Annotated in this window: 12 protein-coding genes; 6 read left to right on the top strand and 6 right to left on the bottom strand. The window is 70.6% G+C overall.

The window, feature by feature from the left end:
• Positions 1-35: 35 nt before the first annotated feature.
• From WMF45_RS30690 to WMF45_RS30675, 4 genes are all read right to left on the bottom strand, one after another.
• The gene (locus WMF45_RS30690) at positions 36-1997 is read right to left on the bottom strand and encodes a sugar-binding protein (protein WP_437708553.1); all 1962 of its coding nucleotides are present in this window, start codon (positions 1995-1997) and stop codon (positions 36-38) included.
• Positions 1998-2174: 177 nt separating this feature from the next.
• Positions 2175-4997, bottom strand: coding sequence for a cation-translocating P-type ATPase (locus WMF45_RS30685; protein ID WP_437708551.1), 2823 nt, complete (start codon positions 4995-4997; stop codon positions 2175-2177).
• Between the two features lie 13 nt (positions 4998-5010).
• A complete protein-coding gene (locus WMF45_RS30680) occupies positions 5011-5847 on the bottom strand; it encodes a PspA/IM30 family protein (protein WP_437708549.1) in 837 nt (278 codons plus the stop codon).
• Between the two features lie 53 nt (positions 5848-5900).
• Positions 5901-6290: a hypothetical protein gene (locus tag WMF45_RS30675; protein ID WP_437542369.1), complete on the bottom strand. Its 390-nt coding sequence runs from the start codon at positions 6288-6290 to the stop codon at positions 5901-5903.
• Positions 6291-6725: 435 nt separating this feature from the next.
• Here WMF45_RS30675 and WMF45_RS30670 point away from each other — a divergent pair, with 435 nt between their 5' ends.
• Positions 6726-8264: a protein kinase domain-containing protein gene (locus tag WMF45_RS30670; protein ID WP_437708547.1), complete on the top strand. Its 1539-nt coding sequence runs from the start codon at positions 6726-6728 to the stop codon at positions 8262-8264.
• Between the two features lies 1 nt (position 8265).
• Entirely contained in the window at positions 8266-9657 is a 1392-nt protein-coding gene (locus WMF45_RS30665) for a sigma 54-interacting transcriptional regulator (protein ID WP_012238100.1), read from the top strand.
• 38 nt (positions 9658-9695) lie between these two features.
• Here the strand turns inward: WMF45_RS30665 and WMF45_RS30660 are convergent, their stop codons facing one another.
• On the bottom strand, positions 9696-11498 hold the full coding sequence (locus WMF45_RS30660) for a monovalent cation:proton antiporter-2 (CPA2) family protein (RefSeq protein WP_437708545.1): 1803 nt from the start codon (positions 11496-11498) through the stop codon (positions 9696-9698).
• A 44-nt stretch (positions 11499-11542) separates the two neighbouring features.
• Here WMF45_RS30660 and WMF45_RS30655 point away from each other — a divergent pair, with 44 nt between their 5' ends.
• The 3 genes from WMF45_RS30655 (at position 11543) to WMF45_RS30645 (ending at position 16995) form a co-directional block, all read left to right on the top strand.
• Complete coding sequence (locus WMF45_RS30655) at positions 11543-12946, top strand: B12-binding domain-containing radical SAM protein (protein ID WP_437708543.1); 1404 nt, start codon at positions 11543-11545, stop codon at positions 12944-12946.
• 403 nt (positions 12947-13349) lie between these two features.
• Positions 13350-14888 (top strand): hypothetical protein, encoded by a 1539-nt coding sequence (locus tag WMF45_RS30650; RefSeq protein ID WP_437708541.1) that lies wholly within the window; start codon positions 13350-13352, stop codon positions 14886-14888.
• A 544-nt stretch (positions 14889-15432) separates the two neighbouring features.
• Positions 15433-16995 carry a hypothetical protein gene (locus WMF45_RS30645; RefSeq protein WP_437708539.1) on the top strand — a complete coding sequence of 521 codons (1563 nt, stop codon included), beginning with the start codon at positions 15433-15435 and terminating at the stop codon, positions 16993-16995.
• A gap of 33 nt (positions 16996-17028) precedes the next feature.
• On the opposite strand, the gene WMF45_RS30640 is transcribed toward WMF45_RS30645, so the two are convergent.
• Positions 17029-17550, bottom strand: a complete 522-nt coding sequence (locus WMF45_RS30640; RefSeq protein ID WP_437708538.1) for a hypothetical protein — start codon at positions 17548-17550, stop codon at positions 17029-17031.
• A gap of 449 nt (positions 17551-17999) precedes the next feature.
• Here WMF45_RS30640 and WMF45_RS30635 point away from each other — a divergent pair, with 449 nt between their 5' ends.
• A complete protein-coding gene (locus tag WMF45_RS30635) occupies positions 18000-22865 on the top strand; it encodes a hypothetical protein (protein ID WP_437708536.1) in 4866 nt (1621 codons plus the stop codon).
• Positions 22866-22939 lie beyond the last annotated feature (74 nt).

Raw genomic sequence — 22939 nt, 5'->3', positions numbered from 1 at the left:
GACGCGCGTCGCGCGCCGCGCCGCCCTCTTCCCGCCTACTTGGCGAAGATCGACCCGTTCCAGACGTACCGCGCCGGCTGCGCTCCCCCCCACGGCAGCAGCAGCGGCTCGAAGCCGCCGACGGGCGCCTTGTCCTGGTTGAAGGGGTACGTCTGCTCCGTCCACTCGACGGCCTTCCCCGGGGCGAGCTCGATCCCCATCTTGTCGCCCACGCGCACGAACTTCAGCTCGCCGGCGATCTTCTTGCCGCCGACGCTGCGCGCGACCTCGGCCGCGAAGATCCGCTGGATGCTCTCGCCCTCGACCCGGAAGATCTGCACGACGTCGCGGTCCACGGTCCCGCCGCCCGCCTCCTTGGGCGCCGCCGCGCGGACGGTGCCGTGGACGATGATCTCCGCCTTGCCGTCGCCGGTGAGATCGAGCGCGCGCACCGAGCGGATGTCGGCCGGAGACGCGAACTGCGCGAGCGTCATGAACGCGTACCCCGCGCCGCCCCGGAACCCCTTGCCGAACACCACGATGTCGCGGTCGTGCAGGAGCACCCGCTCGGGCTCCTTGCCGCCGGCCACGTCGGCGCCGAGGTCGAACTGCGGCTTGCTCGACGAGGCGCTCCTGTCGCGCCGGTAGAGGGCGTACACCTTGTCGAGCATCTCGGCCGGCGAGAGGCCGGCCGGCTTCGGCGCGACCCGCGCCTCCTCGGCCCTCGCCGGCGCCGGGCGCGGCCCCGCGGCGCCCGCCTGCCGCTGCTCGCTCGCCTTGGTGAACACCCCGCCGTTCAGCTTGTAGAGCTGCGACTTGATCGACCCCCACGGCAAGAGCAGCGGGTCGTACGTCGTCTCGACCCCCTCCGCGTAGTTGCTCGCGTCGTACTTGGTCGCCTTGCCCGGCTCCACGCGGATCGCCACCTTGTCCCCGTCCGCCACGAAGTCGACGTCGTTGACGACAGAGCCCTTGTCCGTCGCGATCGCGATCTCGTGCTGGAAGATCGGCTTCGGCGTGTCGCCGGCGCCGAACTGGAGCACGTGGATCACCTCGCGGTACTTCGTGCTGCTGCCGGAGCGCTTCCGCACGATGAGCTCGGCCTGGCCATCGCCCGTCAGGTCACGCGCCGTGAGCGACGGCACCATCCCGTCCTTGGCGTCGACCCCGAGGTCCTCGAAGTAGTACTGCGCGCCCTTCCGGAACCCGGGGCCGAGGACGACAAGGAACCGCTCGTGGACGAGCACCCGCTCCCGCATCGCGTCGCCGGCCACGTCGGCGACGAGGTCGTAGCTCGCGCGGCCCTGGATACCCTTGCTCCGGAGGAGGCCGTCGGTGAGCGCGAGCTCCGGCTCGGTCGCGAGCGGCGACAGCGACCCGTACGCCTCCGAGGCGGCGCTGCCGACGACGGCGTCGACCCCTCCGCCGTCGTCGTCGTGGACGAAGAGCCCCGCCCGCAGCCCGACCCGCGTCGTCGCCGCCTCGGGGAACGCCTTCCAGGGGATGCTCGCCTCCAGGGTGTACCCGCCGCTCCGCGGGGCCTCGATGACCCTCGCCCCGGCCACCGCCTTGCCGCCCGGGACCTTGACGCTGCCCGCGGTCTTGCCCGGCTGTCCCGGGTAGAGAGCGACCTCCTGGACCTTTCCGCCCGGGAACCCGATCACGACCTTCACGTGATCGGCGCCGCCTCGCAGCGTGTCGTCGGTCACGTCGGCCGCCACGTAGATCTGCGCGTCGTCGTAGGCGATGGCCACCTGCGCGGCCAGATCGGGCTTGCTGGGCTTGCCCTTGACCTTGAGGCCGAGGGAGGTGAACGCCACCGGCCACTCCTTCGGGATCCCGTCGAGCTTGAGCCATTTCGACTCGACGAGCGGCGCCGCGATCGGCGTGCCGGCGGCGAGGGCAGGGGAGGGGGCGGCGGCAGCCAGCGCCGCCAGCGCGACCGGCGCGAGCGCGGCGAGGCGGGAGCCGGAGGCATGAGCCCCCGGCGCACGGAGGTGGTGTGATTTACGTCTCATAAGCTCGGGTTTGGACGCCTCTCCGCGCCCGCTTGTTCTTACCACGAGCACTTTCTTTCCGGATCGCTCCGTGTCGCCCACGTCGCCTACCCGACGCGGCACCCTGGACGCCGCGAGGTGGCCGTCTCGATGTGGCAGGCGAGGGGGCTCGGCCGTGCCGAGGCCCTCACCCGGCGGTCATCCGTGGGGCTTGGAGGCGGGCGTGAGGCGGGCGGGGCCGGCGCTCTCGGGGCGGATCCGGCGGTACACGAGCTTTGCGATCTCGACGGCCGGGACGATGAGCGCCGAGAGGACGAGCAGGAGCATCCACTCGTCCGACGACATCGCGTACGTGCGGAAGATCGGGCGCAGCGCGGGCACGAGCAGCGCGATCAGGTGGATCGCCGCGCTCGCCGCGACCGCCAGGAGGAGCGGGAGGCTGATGAGCGGCTTCGACGCGAAGAGCGAGATGACCGGGCTACGGCAGCTCCAGGCGTGGAAGAGCGGCGACAGCGCCAGCAGCGAGAAGGCGACGGCGCGCGTGCGTAGCAGCGCCTCCTCGGTCTGGTCCGACGTCGCGTAGAGCGCGACGGCGGCGAGCCCCATGATCGCGCCCACGTACAGGATCCCGAGGTAGTCGCGCTTGACGAGCAGGCCCTCGTCGCGCGGCCGCGGGGCCTCCGACATGAGCTGCGGATCCGGCGGATCGATGCCGAGCGCGAGCGCGGGCAGGCCGTTCGTGACGAGGTTGATCCAGAGGATCATGAGCGGCGTCAGCGGCGGCCACTTGCCGAAGAACGAGACGACGAACACGGCCACGAGCAGGCCCATGTTCGACGAGAGGAGGAAGAAGATGAACTTCTGGATGTTGCGGTAGATGGCGCGCCCCTCGCGCACCGCCTCGACGATGGTCGCGAAGTTGTCGTCCGCCAGCACGAGGTCCGCCGCCTGCCGCGCCACGTCGGTGCCCCCGCGCCCCATCGCCACGCCGATGTGCGCCTCCCGGAGCGCGGGCGCGTCGTTCACGCCGTCGCCCGTCATCGCCACGATGTGGCCGTGCGCCTTGAACGCCCGCACGAGCCGGAGCTTCTGCTCCGCCGTCGTCCGGGCGAAGACGCGCAGGTGCATGATCCGCCGCCCGAGCTCCTCGTCGCTCATCGCCGCGAGCTCCGCGCCGCTGAGCGCCTCGTCGCCCTCGTCCCAGAGCCCGATCTCCTTGGCGATCGCCGTCGCGGTGAGCCGGTGGTCGCCGGTGATCATGACGGCGCGGATGCCGGCGCGGCGGCACTCGGCCACCGCCTCCTTCACCCCCTGCCGCGGCGGGTCCATCATCCCGACGAGGCCGAGGAACGTGAGCTCGCGCTCGATGTCGTCCTCGTCGTGGCTGACCCGCACCCGGCGGCAGATCGCGAGCACGCGCAGCGCGGCCGCGCTCATGCGATCGGCCTCGGCGACGATCGCGACGCGGTCGCCCTCGGACAGCGCCCGGACGCCCTTGTCGTCGGCGAACTTCACGCAGAGCGGAAGGAGCACGTCGACGCTCCCCTTCACGTGCGCGATCTCACGGCCGCGCTCGTCCCGCGTGATCACCGTCATCCGCTTGCGGTCGCTGTCGAACGGCAGCTCGTGCACGAACGCGTGGGACGGCGCCACCGACTCGCGCGAGTAGTTGCCCTTCGCGGCCAGCGTCAGCAGCGCCCCCTCGGTCGGATCGCCGACGATGTTCCAGCGGCCCGTCGCGCGGTCCTCGTCGAGCGACGCGTTGTTGCAGAGCGCGACGGTCGCGAACAGGTACGTGAGGGGCGCCGAGTGCTCCACGACCTCCGCGCCGCCCTCGTCCCGCAGCGCGCCCGCCGGGTTGTACCCCTCGCCGGTCACCGTGTAGCGGCGGCCGCCCGCGTACACGTTGCGCACGGTCATCTCGTTCTGGGTGAGCGTGCCCGTCTTGTCCGACGCGATGATCGTCGCGGCGCCGAGCGTCTCGACCGCGGGCAGCTTGCGCACGATCGCCCCGCGCCGCGCCATGCGCTGCATCCCCAGCGCGAGCGTGATCGTCGTGATCGCGGGCAGCCCCTCGGGGATGGCGGCCACGGCGAGGCTCACGCCCTCGAGCAGGAGCTCGTGCCACGGCCGTCCGCCCCGGATGAACCCCCAGCCGAGCAGCACCGCGGAGAGCGCCAGGCACACCCGCAGGATCACCGAGCCGAAGCGATCGAGCCGCTCCTCGAGGGGCGTCTTCTGCTCGCCGACCGAGCGGATCATCTCGCCGATCCGGCCGAGCTCGGTGCTCACGCCGGTCGCGGTCACCACCGCGCGCCCCTTGCCGCGCACGACGCTCGTGCCCGTGAAGACCATCGTGACCCGGTCGCCGAGCGGCGCGTCGCGCGCGACCGGGGCGAGCGCGTCCTTGACCGCGGCCGCGCTCTCGCCCGTCAGCGCCGCCTCCTCGGTCGCGAAGCTGATCGTCTGCACGAGCCGCGCGTCGGCCGGGATCGAGTCGCCCGCCTCGAGCTCGAGGATGTCGCCGGGCGCGACGTCCTCGGCCGCGATGATCACGGTCTTGCCGCCGCGGCGCACGCGCGCGTTCGGCGCGCTGAGCTTCTGGAGGGCCTCCAGGGCCGCCTCCGCGCGCCGCTCCTGGTAGTAACCGAGGAAGGCGTTCAGGATCACGATGAGCAGGATCGCGATCGCGTCGCCGAACCTGTGGAGGAAGCTCGCGTCCTTGTCGGCCGTGAAGCCGACGACCACGGCGATCGCCGCCGCGGCGAGGAGCGTGAGCACGAGCGGGTTCGCGAACTGCTCGAGGATGCGGACGAGCGCGCTCTTCTTCTTCGTCTCGGGCAGGCGGTTCTTGCCGTGCTCCTCGAGGCGCCTCTGCGCCTCGGCGTCGGAGAGCCCGCCGGACGAGCTGACCCCGACGCGCTCGAGGAAGGCGCCGACCTCTTCGGCGTGGACAGGGATGGGTGCGGCGGGAGAGGCGTTCGGTCCGGCCGGGCGGAGCGCCGTGGCGGCTTGGCTCATGGGCAGGCGTGCTCTAGCGCTTCATCCTGGCTTGTTCACGTTGTTCTTCGGCCTCGAGCTCCGCGATCGCCGCCGCGAGCTCGTCCTGCTCGGCCTGGGGCGCGGCGGCCGGCGCGCCGCCCGCGCCGGCCACGCGCACCTGCGGCGGCGGCGCCGCGGCGGGCGGCGGCTCGGGCGGGAGCACGCCCATCTTCCGCTTGAGCGCGAGCAGCTCGTCGTCCGCGCCCGCCGTCGCCTCGAGCTGCCCGAACTTGTGCGCCAGCGTGTCGCCCGTGTACTGCTCGGCGATCTCCCCGGCGGCCTCGGCCTCGGCCTCGATCTGGTCGATCTTGTTCGCCATCCGGTCGAACGTCTCGAAGGCGGAGGCGTTGTTCAGGCCGCTCATCGTCTCCTGGATGGCCTTCTGCGCCTCGGCCCGCTTCTTCCGGGCGATGAGCACGTTCTTCTTGCGCTTCGCCTCCTCGATCTTGTTGTTCAGGAGGCGCAGCGCCGTCTTCAGCTGGTCGACGGCCTGCTTCTGCTTCTGCCACTGGTCCTTGTAGGAGGTGGCGAGCTGGTCGTGCTCCTTCTTGCGGTTCAGCGCCTCCTTGGCCAGCGCGTCGTCGCCCGCCTTGATCGCGAGCATCGCCCTGCGCTCCCACTCAGCGGCGTTGGCGGCCTCCTGCTCGGCCTGCTTGGCCAGCCGCTTCTCGTCGGCGATCGAGACGGCGACCTGCTTCTTCGCCTCGATCAGCTGGTTTGCCATGTCGATGACGACCTGGTTCAGCATCTTCTCGGGGTCCTCCGAGCGGCTGATGAGGTCGTTCAGGTTCGACTTGATGAGGGTCGCAAGGCGCGCGAAAATTCCCATAGATCAGCTCCAACTCTCGGGGTGCGCAGGGTCGAAAGGCGCGGCGGGTCTGCTCAGCTGAGCGCGAGATCGTGCAGCACGGGGACGTGGCGGGCGAGCGCGAGATCGATGTCGCTCAGGATCGCCTCGAGCTCGTTCATGTCGAGGTTCTCGAGCTCCAGCGCCGCCGACAGGACGACGGTGCCCGCCTCGATCCCGTACGAAGCGTGCATCAGATCCGTCGCGTTGTACTCGAGCAGGCGGCGGAAGAGCCTGGTCTGGTGTGCGTCGTCCCCGGGGACGGGGCCGATCGAGACCCGCACCGCCACGATCGGCGGGTCGATGCGGATCGCGATCGGCGGCGCGTCCGGGCCCCCCGAGACGAGGTAGGTACCGGCGTCGTTCTCGAACCGGCGATCGAGCTGCAGGAGGTAGGTTTCGACGTCCTCGGCTGTACGCGGCATGGCGCGGCGAGCCTACAGAATCATGTCGCCTCGGGCTAGTGCCGCGTCCCTCGGATTCTTTCCGGGATTCCGCGCGCCGCGGGCTGCGGCCCACGGCCACCACGATCGAGGGCGCGCGGCTCGCCGTGGTCCTCCGAGTGATCCTCGTCGTGGTCCTTCGAGTGGTCCTCCTCGTGGTCCTCCGAGTGGTCTTCCGAGTGGTCTTCCGAGTGGTCTTCCGAACCATTGCGCCCCCTTCGTTGGGTTCGTGCTCCGATCGCCTCGGCGCGCTGTCACGCCGTGAGCCCGCAACACGCGCCGTGAGCCGCAATGCGCGCCGCGAGCCGCGCTCCGTGATCGGTTCCGGTCGCTCCCGGAATCACCGCGTTTCCCCGGACGCTCGCTTTTTTCTCACCCGTTCGAGAATCGCGGTGGTACGGTCCCGATCCAGGTTACGTGGCGATCCACCCGGGCGACGTCGTTGCTGGCTACCGTGTCTCCCGCCTGCTCGGGCGGGGCGGCATGGGCGAAGTCTGGGCAGCAACACGGGAATCGGACAATCAGCAGGTCGCCATCAAGGTCCTGCTCGCGCGCGCCGCGATGAAGCCGGATCTCGTGCGGCGCTTCGACCGCGAGGCGAAGATCGCCTCGGCCATCCAGAGCCCGTACGTCTGTCAGCTGCTCGAGGTCGGCCAGACGGACGAGGGCGAGCACCTGCTCGTGTTCGAGCAGCTCGACGGCGAGTCGCTGGCAGATCGGCTGAAGCGCGAGCAGTACCTGCCGTTCAGCGAGGTCGGCCCGATCATCGATGACGTGCTCCAGGGGCTCGTGGCGGCGCACGCCGCGGGCGTCATCCACCGCGATCTGAAGCCGGGCAACATCTACCTCGAGCACCTCGGCCTGCCGGACCGGCGCGAGCGCGCGAAGATCCTCGATTTCGGCATCTCGAAGCTCACGCGGCGCGAGAAGGAAGAGCCGACGCTCACCGCCTTCGACGCGACGCTGGGATCGTTCGCGTACATGGCGCCGGAGCAGGTGCGGGGCGCCGCGCGGGCCGACGAGCGGGCGGACATCTACGCGGTCGGCGCGGTGGCCTTCCGGGCCCTGTCCGGGCGGCTGCCGTTCGAGGGGGCGAACGCCGCGGTGCTCGTCGCGATGAAGCTCGACCGCCCGGCGCCGTCGCTCGCCGAGGCGACCGGCGAGAAATGGCCGGTGGGCATCGAGCGCTTCCTCGAGCGGGCGCTCGATCGCCGGCGCGAAGGGCGCTTCGGCTCCGCGGCAGATGCGCTGTCGAGCTGGCGCGCCATCCAGCCGGCGAACATCACGCGCGCGACGCGCCGCACGCAGCGGAGCAAGTATCCTTCCGAGCTGCCCGACGCGTTCCTGGAAGACAACCCCACGGTCGTCGACGGCCCCCCGACGATGACGGAGAACGGCGGCTTCAGCGACGCCGGCCACAGCTCGCCGCCCCCTGCCTCGCTCGCCCCTCCCAGGGCCAGCACCGTGCCCCCGCCGCCGCCGAGCCGGGCCGCTGCGCCGCCGGCGCCGCCGAGCAGGACCGGCGTGGGCGCGCCGCCGGCGTCGCCGAGCAGGACCGGCGTGGGCGCGCCGCCGGCGCCGCCGAGCAGGACCGGCGTGGGCGCGCCGCCGGCACCGCCGAGCAGGGCGGGCGCGCCGCCGCCACCGCCGAGCAGGGCGGGCGCGCCGCCGCCCCCACCGAGCAGGGCGGGCGCGGGCGCGCCGCCGCCCCCACCGAGCAGGGCGGGCGCGGGCGCGCCGCCGCCCCCACCGAGCAGAGCGGGCGCGGGCGCGCCGCCGCCCCCGCCGAGCAGGGCGGGCGCGCCGCCGCCACCACCGAGCAGGGCGGGAGCGGGCGCGCCGCCGCCGCCGCCGAGCAGGGCGGGCGCGCCGCCGCCACCGCCGAGCAGGGGCGGGGGCCCAGAGATTCCCCGGCCGGAGGGTCCGCCTTCGCGCCGCAAGACAGAGAGGAACTGAGTTGCTCGACGCGACGGTAGGCACGAAGAACCGGGTCGAGGTGCGCGGCGGGCGCATCCGCCTCACGAAATCGTCGGCCGCGCGCGGTGGCGGATGGATCGAGATCGGCACCGATCCCGTCATCGTGGGCCGCAACGCGGCCTGCCAGCTGGTCCTCGACGACGCCAAGGTCAGCGCGGTCCACGCGGAGTTCGTCGCCACGGAGCAGGGCGTCCGCGTGCGCGATCTCGACAGCAGGAACGGCACCTTCGTCGGCGGCGTGCGGGTCGGCGACATCTACCTGCTCACGAGCACGAAGCTGCGGCTCGGCGAGACCGAGATCCAGTTCGAGCCCCTGCGGCCCGAGCGCATCACGGTCTCGGCGATCCCGTCGTTCGGCCCGCTCGTGGCGAGCAGCCCCGGGATGCGGGCCATCTTCGAGCGCCTCTCCAAGATGGCGCCGACCGACCTCACGGTGCTCATCACGGGCGAGACCGGCACGGGCAAGGAGCTCGTCGCCCAGGCGCTGCACCTGGCGAGCGCCCGCTCGAAGAAGCCGTTCGTCGTCGTGGACTGCGGCTCGATCCCGCCGACCCTGGCCGAGGCGACGCTGTTCGGCCACGAGCGCGGCGCGTTCACGGGCGCGGTCGACAAGCGCCTCTCGCCGTTCATCGAGGCGGACGGCGGCACGATCTTCCTCGACGAGCTCGGCGAGCTGCCGCTCGAGGTGCAGCCGAAGCTCCTCCGCGCGCTCGCCGAGCGCCGCATCAAGAGCGTCGGCGGGTCGAGCTACCGCGAGGTCGACGTGCGCGTGCTCGCGGCGACGCGCCGCGACCTCGTGCGGGCCGTGAACGGCGGCAACTTCCGGAGCGACCTCTACTTCCGCGTCGCGCAGATCAAGATCGAGCTGCCGGCGCTCCGGCAGCGCGTGGAGGACATCCCCGTGCTCGTCCGCCGGATGCTGAAGGATCTCGGCGACGAGAGCGCCTACGAGCGCGTCTCGAACATGACGCTGGAGCGGCTGATGCGGCACGACTGGCCGGGCAACGTCCGCGAGCTGCGGAACGCGGTCGCCGTCGCCTTCGCGCTCGCCGCCGAGGGCGAGGAGATCGACATCGCGGCCCACCTCGGCGCCCTCACCGAGACCCCGGTGCACCCGAGCTCCTCGCCGTCGATCCCCCCGGGCGCCGGCGGCGGCGCGGCCAGCAGCTCGTTCGCGTCGATGAAGGGCCGCCAGTTCCAGGAGGCGAAGCGCGACGTCCTCGCGCGGTTCGAGCGCGACTACTTCGCCGCCCTGTCCGAGGACGCGAAGGGCAACGTGAGCGAGATGGCGCGGCGCGCGGGCATGGAGCGGGCGCACGTGCGGGCTTACCTCCGCCGCCACGGCATCGGCGCGAAGCAGGAACAGGAGTGAAGGCGTGAGCGGGCCGGCGGCGGCCCGCTCGCTTCGCGTCACACCGCCGCGGCCTTGTCGTCCCTGCCGGACGGCGCGATCTCGTCGGACTCGAACAGGCCTTCGAGCTCCTGCGCCGCCTGCTTCGCCGCCTCGATGAGCTTGACCTCGTCGTTGTGCACAGCGTGCCCGCGGAGGAGCACCTTCTCGTCGTGGGCCCTGAACCGCTCGATGGTCGCGCGGGCGTCCCGCTCCCGCATCCCGAGGCCCTCGAGCACGCGCCCCGCCACCTCGAGCGACGACAGGAACGTCTCCCGCTCCAGCACCGTCACGCCGATATCCATCAGCTGATACGCGTGCTGGCGGTTCCTGGCGCGCGCGTAGATCAGGAGGTCCGGGAAGTGCCGCTTCACCACCTCCGCCGTCTTCACCGACGACGCGACGTCGTCGATGGCCAGCACGAAGATCTTCGCCTTGTCGGCGCGCGCCGCGCGGAGCAGGTCGAGCCGGGAGGCGTCCCCATAGTAGATCTTGTTGCCGTACTTGCGGACGAAGTCGACCTGCGTCGGGCTCGCGTCGAGCGCGGTGAAGGGGATCTTCCTCGTGCGGAGGACGCGAGAGACGATCTGGCCGAAGCGGCCGTATCCGGCGATGATGACCCTCGGGTCGTCGTCGTCGATCGCGTCGAACTCACGCTCTGGCCCGCCCCCCTGCCATCGCTTGACGAGCGCGTCGCCGAGCGCGATGACGAGCGGCGTGACCGCCATGGACAGGGTGACCACGACGACGAGGAGGTCGGCGAGGAGCCTGTCCATGAGGCCCTGTCCCGCGGCCATCCCGAAGAGGACGAAGGCGAACTCGCCCCCCTGCGGGAGCGCGAGCGCGAGGTCGCGCGCGGAGCCCTTCGCGTGCCCGGCCGCCCTGCCCAGGATGAACAGGACGGCCGCCTTGAGCGCCATCACGCCAAGGACGAGCCCGAGGACGAGCAGCGGCCGCTCGATGACGAGGCCGATGTTCGCCGACATGCCGACGGCGATGAAGAAGAGCCCCATGAGCAGGCCCTTGAACGGCTCGATGTCCGCCTCGAGCTCGTGGCGGTACTCCGAGTCGGCGAGCAGCACGCCCGCCATGAAGGCGCCGAGCGACATGGAGAGGCCCACCTGCACCATGAGGAGCGCCGTGCCGAGCACGACGAGCAGGGCCGCCGCGGTGAAGATCTCGTGGGCGTGGGTGGCGGCGATGGCCCGGAAGACGGGGCGCACGAGGTAGCGGCCGCCGGCGACGACCGCGAGCAGCACGGCCACCGCCTTGAGCGACGAGGCGACGGCGCTCCCCTCGGCGGGGGCCGCGCCCGCGGTGCCGAGCAGGGGGAGCACCGCGATCAGCGGGATCACGGCGAGGTCCTGGAAGAGCAGGATGGCGAACGCGGAGCGGCCGTGCTGCGACTGCATCTGGCCCTTCTCGGCCAGGATCTGCAGGACGAACGCCGTCGACGAGAGCGAGAGCCCGACGCCCGCGATGGCCGCCGTGTCGGCGCGCAGGCCGAGCGCGGCGCCGATGAGCGCGATGAGCGCGCCCGTGATCGCGACCTGCGCGCCGCCGAGGCCGAACACGGCGCGGCGGAGCACCCAGAGCCGCGACGGCTGGAGCTCGAGGCCGATGAGGAAGAGGAGGAGCACGACGCCGAGCTCCGAGAAGTGGAGGGTGTCTTCGACGTTGGCGATGATCCGCAGCCCCCACGGGCCGAGCAGCGCGCCCGCGACGAGGTAGCCGAGCACCGCGCCGAGGCCGATCCGCTTGAACAGCGGCACGGCGACAACGGCCGCGCCGAGAAAGACTGCGGCGTCAGAGAGCAAGCTCATTCGTCGTGGGTCTCCTTGGGGCTCCGTGATAAGCACGATCCGCCATGCAGATCGAGCTCATCGCCACGGCAAGCGAAGATTCCGCGTACCTGCCCCGTGTGGGGCTCGGCACCCTCGCGGCGCTCACGCCCCCCGAGGATGAGATCATCTACACCGATGACGTCGTACAGCCCTTCGATCTCCAGCGCGACGTGAAGGACGTCGACCTCGTCGGGATCAGCGTCGACAGCAAGACCGCCCGCCGCAGCTACGATATCGCCGCCGCTTACCGCAGGCGCGGCGTGAAGGTGGTGCTCGGCGGCATCCACCCGACGGCCTGCCCCGACGAGGCCCTGCAGCACGCGGATGCCGTCGTGGTCGGCGAGGCAGAGGACGCCTGGCCGGTCCTGCTCGCGGACGTGAAGCGCGGCGAGCTCAAGCCGTTCTACCGCCCGGAGCTGCCGGACCTCGCGGGCAGGCCTGCGCCGCGGCGCGACCTGTTCACCTCCAAGAAATACATCCCGTTCCAGGTCGTGCAGACGATGCGCGGCTGCCCGTATCCGTGCGAGTTCTGCAGCGTGTCGACGGCGAACGGCACCACGATGCGGTTCCGCCCGACCGACGAGGTGCTGCGCGAGCTCCGGTCACTCGGCAAGCTCATCATGTTCGCGGACGACAACGTGATGATCCACCGGGCGTACTCGAAAGAGCTCTTCACCCGGATGATCCCGCTGAAGAAGCACTGGATAGGCCAGTGCTCGCTCGCCGCGGTCAAGCGCCTCGAGAACGTGAAGCTCATGGCCGAGAGCGGGTGCAAGGCGCTCTTCATCGGCTTCGAGAGCATCGACGAGGAGACGGTGAAGTTCACCGGAAAGCGGCAGAACCGTCCCTCCCAGTACAAGGACACGATGGCGATGCTCCACGATCACGGCATCTCGGTCTGGGGGAGCTTCGTCTTCGGGTTCGACACGGACGATCCCGAGGTGTTCGATCGCACCGTGGAGTTCGGCATCGACATGAAGCTGACGATGGCGCTGTATGCCATCCTCACCCCGTACCCCGCGACGCAGCTGTACCGCCGCCTCAAGGCGGAGGGGCGCCTCACCGACGAGCGCTGGTGGCTGCGCCGCGACCACGACGCCGGCTCGCCCTATTTCGTTCCCAAGCAGATGTCGCGGGAGCGACTCCGGGAGGGGTGGGTGTCCGCGTGGACGAAATTCTACTCGCCGTCCTCGATTTTGCGCAGGTTCACCCTCACACGGCAGTCGAGCTGGATCCAGCTGGCGGGCTTCTTTCCGCTTAATTTCATGCAGCACACGCTGGCGCACCGCAAGATCGCGGGCGGCGAGCAGCGCTTCCGCTCCGGCGTGCACATCGAGGAGACGGCGGCTTCGTCCGTAACGCAGCCGCAGCCGGAGCCGCAGCCTGCGAGGGCCAAGGGCGCTCGGCAGCTCCCGATCATCGGATAGGCGATCTCCTGGCGCCAGCTTCGCGTCCTGTGCGTGCGTGGGCGCCGTCCTGCACGCTGCGGGGCAATGGTACGCCGCGGCGCAAGGGTGCCGCGCTCCGCTCGTCGGCAATGAGGCGGCGCTTGGCGCGGCGCCGCAGGACGCCGCGCCTCGGGCGCTCGCGGCAAGCCAGGCGCGCCGCGGCTCGCGGAGCGCCCGCGGCGCATCGGTAGATGTGGGCAATCGACCGCTCGTGGATTGACAGCAGCGCACGGTGAGAGAGCGACGTTCTCCTGTTGCTCTTGCAGTGCGATTGTCGCTTGCTGATTTTGCTACACTCGCGTGAGCTCCTGGAATGCCGGGGTGTCGAGCGGGGTGTGAGCCCGCTTTGTCGCGGCATCGAGGATCCCCAAGCGGAGGTGTCATGGGTCGACGTCGGTTCTCCTTCTCGCTCCTCATCGTGGTTGGTGCCGCCGTGTCCAGCGCTGGCTTCGCGGCCAGCTGCAGCGCGACGGGTTCGTCCAACGTGCTCGACTCGAGCGGAGGTGGCGAACCAGGCGTGGGGGCAGGCGGCACGACCGGCGAAGTCGACGGGCAGGGTGGGTTCCTCGACATCGATGGAGGGCGGGAGCCGCACAGCGACGTGACGGTGAACTCTTGTGGGAGCGCGTGCGGCGACAGGGAGCTATGTACCGGCGCGACCCTCGGCCTGGACGACGACTGCGATGGTTCGATCGACGAGACGTGCGCCTGCGTCCCCGGTCAGGCGCACTCCTGCTTCCGCGGCGATCCGTCGTTCCGGAACAGCGAGGGCTGCTTTCCTGGCACCCAGCTCTGCGACGAGACCGGCACCTGGGGCCCGTGCGTCGGCGGCGTGCACGCCGACGAGAACTGCCATAAGGATAGCGGCGCTCCGTGCCGCCCGATGCAGGCGTCGCCCTTCGCGAACCTCGACCTCAAGGCGGGCACTGGCGCGTTCCGCGCGGACGCGGTGGCGGGATCCGAGGTGTGGACGGTGGACTGCCCCGATGGCGTCGACCCCTGCCCCGGCGTCACCGGCGCCGATCCAGCGGACGATTTCAAGCCTCTGCAGTCGGGCGAGTACACTGTCACGTACACGAAGCGCGTCGCGGGCGGCGCTACCCAGAGCTGCCAGTACCCGCTCTTCGTCAGCGCGGGGGGCCTGCGCGTCGAGCTCGAGTGGGAGCACGACGTCGATGTCGTCGATCTCGAGTCGGAGCACGCCGTCTCTGTCGTCGATCTCGATCTGCACCTCCACAAGCCGAACGACACGCAACCCTGGAGTATGTCGGGCTCGGCGGCGGACTGCGGCTATTACAACTGCACCATCGACCACTTCTCGTCAAAATCCTCGGATATCCGCTGGTTCTTGAACAGCGCGAGGCTGCCGGATCCCGTGAACTGGTATCTCGACCCGGTGCCGGGCAACAATGGCTGCTTCTACGCCCCTCGGGGCGTGGGGAAAAAATGGGAGGCCCACGGTCTTGGCTGCCACAACCCGCGGCTCGACCTCGACAACTATAAATGCAAACCCGGCGTGAAGGACCCCGACGACGAAGACTTCTGCGCGCCGGAGAACATCAACCTCGACTATCCGCCGAAGCGCCAGTGGATGCGCATCGGCGTATATTACTACGGTCATGGCGGGGTGACCCAGGATATCCACCCCCGGATCAAGATCTTCTGCAACAGCGCCCTCGGGGCCGATCTCGGGCCAGCAGGGTTCTATAGCCCGGAGCGGCCCGTCGCGTTCGCGCCCGCGGACCAACGCAAGCGGTTCTGGCTCGTCGCCGACGTGCTCTTCCCCGAGCCGGACGAGTGCGGCCAGGCGGCCTGCATCGTGCAGCCACTCTACGAGAACGCCAGCGCGAAGACGCCGCTGCTCACCACGCGGGACGACGCCGAGGCGAGCTTCGGTCCCGCCTACCCCAAGCTGCCGTGAAGGGCGCGCGCCGCGCGCCCTGATCCGTATCCCGTCCAGCTCACCAGCCAGGCCTCGCGACGTCAGCGCGCGTGCGCGCGCCGGCGCGAGCGCGCGAGCTCTGCCGGCGCCGCCTCGCCCCATGCGCAGAGGCCGTGAGGCGCAACGCCACACAGGCCAGCAAGGCAAGCTTCGCGGTGATCTGTCAAAGGATGATTTCTCTGGCTCCTCGGGTGAGCCGGTGGTTCGCCTGACTCCGCATCTGGCGAGAGCGCGCCTCGCCGGCTGGAGGCCGCTCATTGTGGCCATCGCCGGCCGGCGTCCGTGCTAGGGAGTCCTCCTCCAGCGACTCACCCTGCTGAGTTTGCATGGCAGGTGTCCTTGTTACTCGATGAGGGTCGCGGCTTCGTGATCTGCCGTCCCGAGCCGCGCTTTCGCGCGCGCTGGGGACACCGGTATCCGCTTTGCTTCACGCCGTAGTGCCTGGTGCACGGCGCGCTTCGCCGTCGCGCGGAGCGGGCGCAGGCCGCCGCGACACCGCGTCTAGGTCTCAAGTGGAGGTATCATGTCTCGTCTTCGTGTCTCCTCCGTGCTCCCCGCCGTGATCGCGATCGCGGCGTCGGGCGCCGGTTTCGCGGCCGGCTGCAGCGCGGAAGGCAAGCGGCTCACGTTCGATCTGACGACGGGCGGCAGCTCGCACGCCGACGAGGCGGGCAGCGCCGGCGGGGCGGGGGGCGCCGACGTGGCGCCCGCCCAGCCTGGCGACTCGGAAGGCTACGGCGGATTCCTCGGCGATGTCGGGGCAGGGCCGCACGAGGGCTTGCCGGTGACGATCAACCCGTGCGGGAGCGCCTGCGGTCCGACGGAGCTGTGCGGCGTGGATGAGCTCGGCGTGGATCACGCCGGGCTGGACGACGACTGCAACGGGATGATCGACGAGGGCTGCGGGTGCATCGCCGGGCAGGCGCACTCCTGCTTTCGCGGCGATCCGTCGTTCCGGCGCAGCCCGGGGTGCTTCCCCGGCACCCAGATCTGCGACGAGACGGGCACGTGGGGCCCCTGCGTCGGCGGCGTGCACGCGGACCAGGACTGCCACCGGAACGACGTGGCGGGCTGCCACCCGCTCCAGGCGGCGCCGTTCGCCACCGTCGATCTGAAGGAGGGCACCGGCTCGTTCAGCGAGGACGCGCGTCCGGACTCCGAGGTATGGACGGTGACGTGCCCGCCGGGCGTGAACCCGTGCCCCTCGGTGGCCGGGCAGGGGCCGGCGGACGATTTCAAGCCGCTCCAGTCGGGCGAGTACACGGTCACGTACACGAAGACCCTGGAGAGCGGTGAGACCGCGAGCTGCGTTTACCCGCTGTTCGTCGGCGCCCGTGGCCTCCGCGTCGAGCTCGAGTGGGAGCACGAGCCGAGCAGCGTGGATATGGACCTCTACCTCCACAAGCCGGACAACATGCAGCCCTGGACGGTCGGCGGCTCCAGCGCCGCGTGCGGGTACGGGAACTGCACGCTCGACAGCCTCTCGGGCGGCTCGGCCATCACGTGGTTCAGCGACACGGCGACGCCCCCCGAGCCGGTGAACTGGTACCTGGATCCGGAGGAGACCAACAACAGCTGCTTTTACGCGCCTCGCGGGGTGGGGGACGACTGGCGCGACCACGGCAAGGGGTGCCACAGCCCGCGGCTCGATCTCGACAACATCTCCTGCGCCCACCGCACCACGGACCCGGACGACCCGACCTTCTGCGCGCCCGAGAACATCAACGTCGATTTCCCGCCCAAGGCCAGCTGGATGCGCATCGCCGTGCACTACTTCGGCGGCAGCGTGTCGTTCGACGTGCACCCGCGGGTGAAGATCTACTGCAACGGCGAGCTCGGGGCCGACCTCGGGCCCACCGGTTTCTACGACCCCGAGGTGCCCGTCGCGTTCGTTCCGGAGGACTCGGGTGACAGGTTCTGGCTCGTCGCCGACGTGATCTTCCCCGAAGCGGGGGAGTGCGGAGGTGATACGTGCGTCGTCAGGCCGCTCTACCGGGACGAGACCGTGAAGACGCCGTATCTCTCGACGGTCCGCGACGTCCGCAACGACTTCGGTCCGGCCTACCCCAGCCTGTCGCGGCCCTGACGGCGCGGCGCTGGCCGGCGGCGGGCGCGCCCCTCACGCCTCGACGCCGGCCCGCCTGAGGAAGGCGAGCGCGGGTCCGAGCGCGTACGCGGGCGCCCTGCCCAGGCGCAGCTGCTCCCCGGTCGACAGGTGGAGGAGCAGCCAGCGCGGCGCGAGGCCCGGCTCGTCGACGTCCGTGTCCGAGGCCGGCGGGGTCGAGACGCCGACGATCGCCTGGATCGGCAGGATCCGCCGGAAGCCACGGCCGTCCTGGATGAGCTCGTCGCGCTCGAAATCGAGGCGGAACAGCCCGTGGAGCCGGCGGCGCCGGCGGACGGCGAGCAGCGCGGCGGCGGCTCCGGCGGTCCACGTCCCCGCGATGAAGAGGATGGGAAAGGGGGCCGCGCGCGCCGCCACGATGCCTGCCACGATGAGCGAGGCGACGAGCGCGAACGCGGCGACGCGACGGACGGCGAGGTCGAGGCCGTCGCCACGGCACTCGCAGATGAGCACGGTGGGGCCTTGCGCCAGGATGGTGCCGTCGGTGTTCGAGAGCAGGACGTCTCCGTCAGGCACGGGGTTCCTCCCGAGCGGGTGAGGTGCTCGAATACCCCAGCCTCGCGAGCGAGGCGAGGGGGCGACGGGAGCGAAGCTCGCGCCGCGCCTCCGGGGGCCTACGGCGAACGACTGGAACAGCCGAGCCGCTGGCCGATTGGAACAGGCCATTTCCGTCCCCGTCCGGCGAGGCTCGGTAAAGGCGGCCGCGGCCGTCAATCCCCTAACGCCCGGCGGCGCAGCGCGGCCGCGCGGGGAGCCGGGCGCGAGGCCGAAAAGGCATTGAATGCCCGCGCATTGGCCAGGAATGGCGAGGGGGTGGCGCGCGTGGTACGTGGTATGCCGCGGTGCCGGCGAGGGCGAGCAGGCACGCCCCCCGCGCGACCGGGGCGGTCGTCGCGGCGACTCGGGTCGAGGTTCTCATGGGGGCATGCGCGCTCGGGACCGAGCTGCCAGAGGAGGACTCTGCGATGAGGTGGATTGTGAGACAGGCATTGCTCGCGGCAGCGGTGTGCTCGATCGCGGGCTGCGCCGAGGAGCGGCCGGCCATCAGCCAGGTTCAGGCGAACGCGCTGGCGAAATCGTTCTTCGTCGGCGCCGATCTGCAGAGCAGGGAGGACGATCCCGAGTTCTGGGCGCGGACCACGGTGGTCGACGTGGGCTACGGCGCCTCGCAGGACGGGCTCTTCTCCTCCTCGTACGCTCAGGCCGACGTCGCGCGCATCAAGTGGATCATCCAGGAAGACCTCCTGCTCGGGCGCCTCACCTACGAGCGCGTGAACGACAGCGACGGCAAGGGCGCCGGCGCCGCCACGGACGATGGCGTCGTGGTCGTCGCCTACAAGATCCTCTCCCACTTCGACGTCCAGCGCGATTACAACCGAGCGACGGGGGAAGAGAGCAACGTCGTCGTCGAAAATACGACCGACCGTCCATGGTATCAGCGCGAGTACATGCGGGTCGACTGGTCGAAGAACCTGAACGTCGACTCCTACGACTTCGACACGCTGTCGCTCATCGGCGTCTACGGCGGCGTGCAGTACGAGCCGCTCTCCTACTACGTCAGCGACCCGAGCCACCCCGACGCGCCCCATTTCGACGCCGAGGAGGGGTATTTCGACGTCACCAACAAGGCCTTCGCGGTGCCTCAGCTCGTCGATCTCAGCCACCTCGGGTGGGGCATCGACAGCTTCCCGGCCTGCATGCTCGACACGGACTTCGCGGGCGGCACCGCGCCGGTCGGATCGTGCAACCCCGTCGAGATCACCCTCCGGCAGTCGTTCCGGCGCGTCGTCGATCGGGACTACGAGCCGGCCGAGTGGGACGGCTACCGGTTCCGGGCGTTCGGCGCCTTCGTGCGAGAGCGCTTCGGCTACGCCCGCAACTACGGCATGAGCGACGCCAAGTGGCACCGCATGATCTCCCGTTACAACATCTGGGAACGCAGCCACTACTACGACGATCCGGAGAGCATGACGGGCGAGATCCCGTGCTTCACGCCCGAGACCACCCCCGCCGGCGCAGATCCGCACCGCGACCAGGACCGGAACGGGACCGAGGACGAGTGCGAGGCCGTCACCGGGGCCTCGATGGCACGGGATGGGGGGATGGAGGCGGTGGGGCCCGGGTCGCGGTGCGACACCTTCAAGCAACGGTGCACCCTGCCCTACCAGCGGCGCGAGGCCGTGCCGCAGGCGTGGTACGTGACCTCGGACAGCAACCCCGACTATTTCGTCGCCACGGACATGGCGGCCCACGAGTGGGACGTCGCCCTGCGCAGCGCCGTCGTCACCGCCAAGTACGCCGAGTGCGTCCGCACGCAAGGGGACGCGGCGCGCTGCGGCGAGGTGTTCCCTGTCTACGACGGACAGATGGACGATGACGCCGACGCCATCGCGCTCTCGCGCGAGGTCGACGCGTGCCGGCGCGGCGCGGCGCGCGAGGGGCAAGCCTGCGAGGCCCTCGCCGACGAGATCGGCGCGCGGCGCGGGTACTCCAGGGGCGTCATCGCGCTCGCGAAGATGCCCGAGATGATCGTGCTCTGTCACAGCCCCGTCGAGGCGGACGACCCCGAGGCGTGCGGCGGTCCGCGGCTCCCGGAGGGCGTGACCGCCAGGATGTGCAGCGACGAGCGCCGCAAGGAAGCAGGGCGGGACCCCGCGCTGATGAGGGCGTGCCGCGAGGCGCTGAACGCGCGGATCGGCGACCTGCGCTATCACCAGATCAACAACTTCGAGGCGCCGCAATCGCCCTCCGCCTGGGGCATCTACAGCGACTCGGAAGACCCGCTCACCGGCGAGAAGGTCGCGGCGAGCATCAATGTCTGGACGCACGTCAGCGACATCTGGAGCCAGGGCGTCGTGGACACGGCCCGCTACATCAAGGGAGAGCTCAAGACCGAAGACGTGACCGACGGCGATTACGTGCGGGACTGGGCGCAGGCGAGCGAGGGCGCGTCGAGGGGCGGCGCGCTGCCGCGGCTGACGCGGGAGGAGCTCGGGCGGCGGATCGCCCGGTCCGCCGGGGTGGACGGGGCGTCCGTCTCCGAGGGCACGGGCCAGATGGCGCAGAACCCGGCGCTGCGCGAGAGCCTCCGGCGGCTCTCGAAGGAGGTGCGCGGCATCGCGGCCGACGCCACGGCGCCCGACAGCATGCGCGGGGTCTACGAGGCGCGCCGCAGGGCCGCGGCGGGCTCCGAGCTCGAGGCCGAGCTCACGACGAAGGCGATCCAGCAGCTCACCGGCGTCGAGGGGCTGCCGCTCACGGACGAGGTGATGCGCTTCGCCTCGCCGCTCCGAGGGGCGAACCCGAGCGTGCGGCGCGAGCTCGCGAACCTGAAGGAGATCGCGCTCGCCGAGCGCGGCGCGTGCGTGATGCACGAGGCGCCGGCGCCGCTCGCGACCGCCGACCTGGCGGACCTCCTCGAGGAGAAATTCGCGAGCAAGCACGGGCGGTTCGGCGAGGGGGACGCCGCGCAGAAGGCGCGGCGCGCCGAGGCCATGCGGCGCTACCTCGCGCAGCGGGCGCACACCTCGGTGATCCTCCACGAGATGGGCCACTCCGTCGGGCTGCGGCACAATTTCGTGAGCTCCTCCGACGCCTGGGGCTACCGGCCGCAGTACTGGCAGCTTCGCACGAGCAATGGACGGGTGAAGACGCGGTGCGAGACGCTCTCGGAGGACGGCGAGGCCTGCGTCGGGCCGAGGTATTACGACCCCGTCACCGAGAACGAGCGCAAGAACCTGATCTGGATGTTCATGCAGTCGTCGACGATGGATTATGCCGGCGAGCCCACGCAGGACCTCATCGGGCTCGGCGCCTATGATTTCGCCGCGACCCGCCTGTTCTACGGCGATGCCGTCGCCGTGCACGCCGACCCGAGCTACAAGGCGACCACCCCGCGCGGCAAGGGCGTGCTCGCGAAGATCGACGATTTCGGCGGCATCCTCGGCATCCAGCCCGAGTACGACGACGACGACATCCATTACTCCGAGCTGCAGAGCAAGTACGAGCTGATCGCGCCGCGCAGCTGCGTCGAGGTCGACCCGAGCGCGTTCGTGCCCTCGGACTGGGACGAGGAGCTGGACGGCGCCTGGCACCCCTTGCTCGACGGCCTGCTCGTGTCGATCGGCGGCAAGACCACGCGGTGCCGGCAGCAGAAGGTCGATTATGTCACCTGGCGCGCGCTGGAGACGCCGAAGGACGTGAAGGGGCCCGCGGTGGACCCGGCGGGGCGGACCCGCCTGCCCTACGGCTTCGCGACCGACCGGTGGGCCGACCTCGGCAACCTGAGCGTGTACCGGCACGACAACGGCGCGGACGCCTACGAGCTCTTCAATTTCTTCGTCACGCAGCAGGAGGTGAACCACATCTTCGACAACTACCGCCGCGGCCGGCAGGCCTTCAGCGTGCGCGCGGCGTCGGAGCGCACCCTGAACCGGTACAACGCGAAGATGCGCGACGGCGCGAAGGGCCTCGGGCTCATCATGAACATCTACCGCGAGTTCGCGCTGGACCACGGCTACGATTTCGACACGTTCTGGGTCCAGGCCGCGAACAGCCTCTTCAAGGAGAACACCCTGGCGGCCGGGATCGCGTTCGATCACTTCTCGCTCCAGATGGCGCGCCCGCAGCCGGGTGACCACTTCCTGCCGGACGGGGACAACGTCCTCCGGTCAGCGAGCGACGTCTTCGGCGATCCAGGCGAACCGCTGGTGGTCGTCCCGAACGGCGCGACAGGCTATTTCGGTGACATCGCCGTCGGGGGCAAGCCGCTCGAGAACGCGCTCGCGGAGGACAAGGGCGAGTACGACTCGTCGTACACGATGAACGCCGGTGCCTATTACGACAAGGCCTGGGTGTCGATGCTGATGACCGAGTCGGTCGACAACTTCATCAGCGACTCGCGGCACGACTTCCTCGACGCGCGCTACCGGGCGGTCTCGCTCGCCGACGTCTTCCCGGAGGGATACCGCCGCTGGCTCGCCAACAACCTCACGGGCGACGACGCCCTCAAGGGCGTGCGCGTCGAGGCGGACCAGCGCGGCCGGCCGGTCCGGGACGCGAGCGGGTATCCGGCCGGCGCGCTCGGCTGGACCTCGTGGTGGGCCGAGAGCGGGCCGGAGAGCTGCTTCCCCGCGGCCGGGAGCATCGTCTGCAGCTCCTATGGCGCGCCCGACAGCGCGCCGTGGAACCCGCGGGCCCCGGCCAAGGTCGCCATCCTCGACCCGCAGATCGGCTGGGAGCAGCAGAAGTTCCTCATCGCGTGGACCCTGCTCTACCTGCCCGAGAACCAGAAGCAGAAGTGGCTGGACATGATGCACGTCTGGGAGGCCGGGTCAGACACCGATCCCGGCTTCCCGGACCGGATCGAGCTCCACCACCCGTCCGGGAAGGTGTTCGTGGCGAAGGCCTACGGGACCGAGACCGTCTTTGGCAAGGTCGTGCAGAAGGGCATCGGCGCGCGCGTCCTGGAGTACGGCAATGAGCTCCTGGCGAAGGCGTATGTCACCGAGCCGGGGCCCGACCTCGACGGCGACGGCAAGGCGGACTGGCACAAGGTGAAGCCGAACCCGGAGACCGGGCAGCCGATCGTGCGGTGGGATCCGACGATCGCCGCCATCGCGGACGACGGCGAGGTCCTGCGGGAAGGCGTGGACGGCTGCAAGGCGGACGCCGACGCGGACGACGACGATTTCAGCGATTTCTACAGGTGCACGTGCTCCTCGAACCGCGCTTGCGGCGCGCTCGAGAGCTACCTCTCGGTGCCCACCTTCATCCGGCAAGCGCTGGCGGCGTTCAAGCTGGGTGACCCGACGATGAAGGGCCTCCACTGAGCCCACGCCCTCGCGAGCGGGCCCGGCGCAGAGGACAGGAGGCCACGTCCGAGCACATCCGTTCCTGTCCGATT

The sequence above is a fragment of the Sorangium sp. So ce448 genome (assembly GCF_051520915.1).
GTDB classification, from domain to species: domain Bacteria; phylum Myxococcota_A; class Polyangia; order Polyangiales; family Polyangiaceae; genus Sorangium; species Sorangium cellulosum_B.
This window is presented reverse-complemented; position numbering and strand designations above follow the sequence as displayed.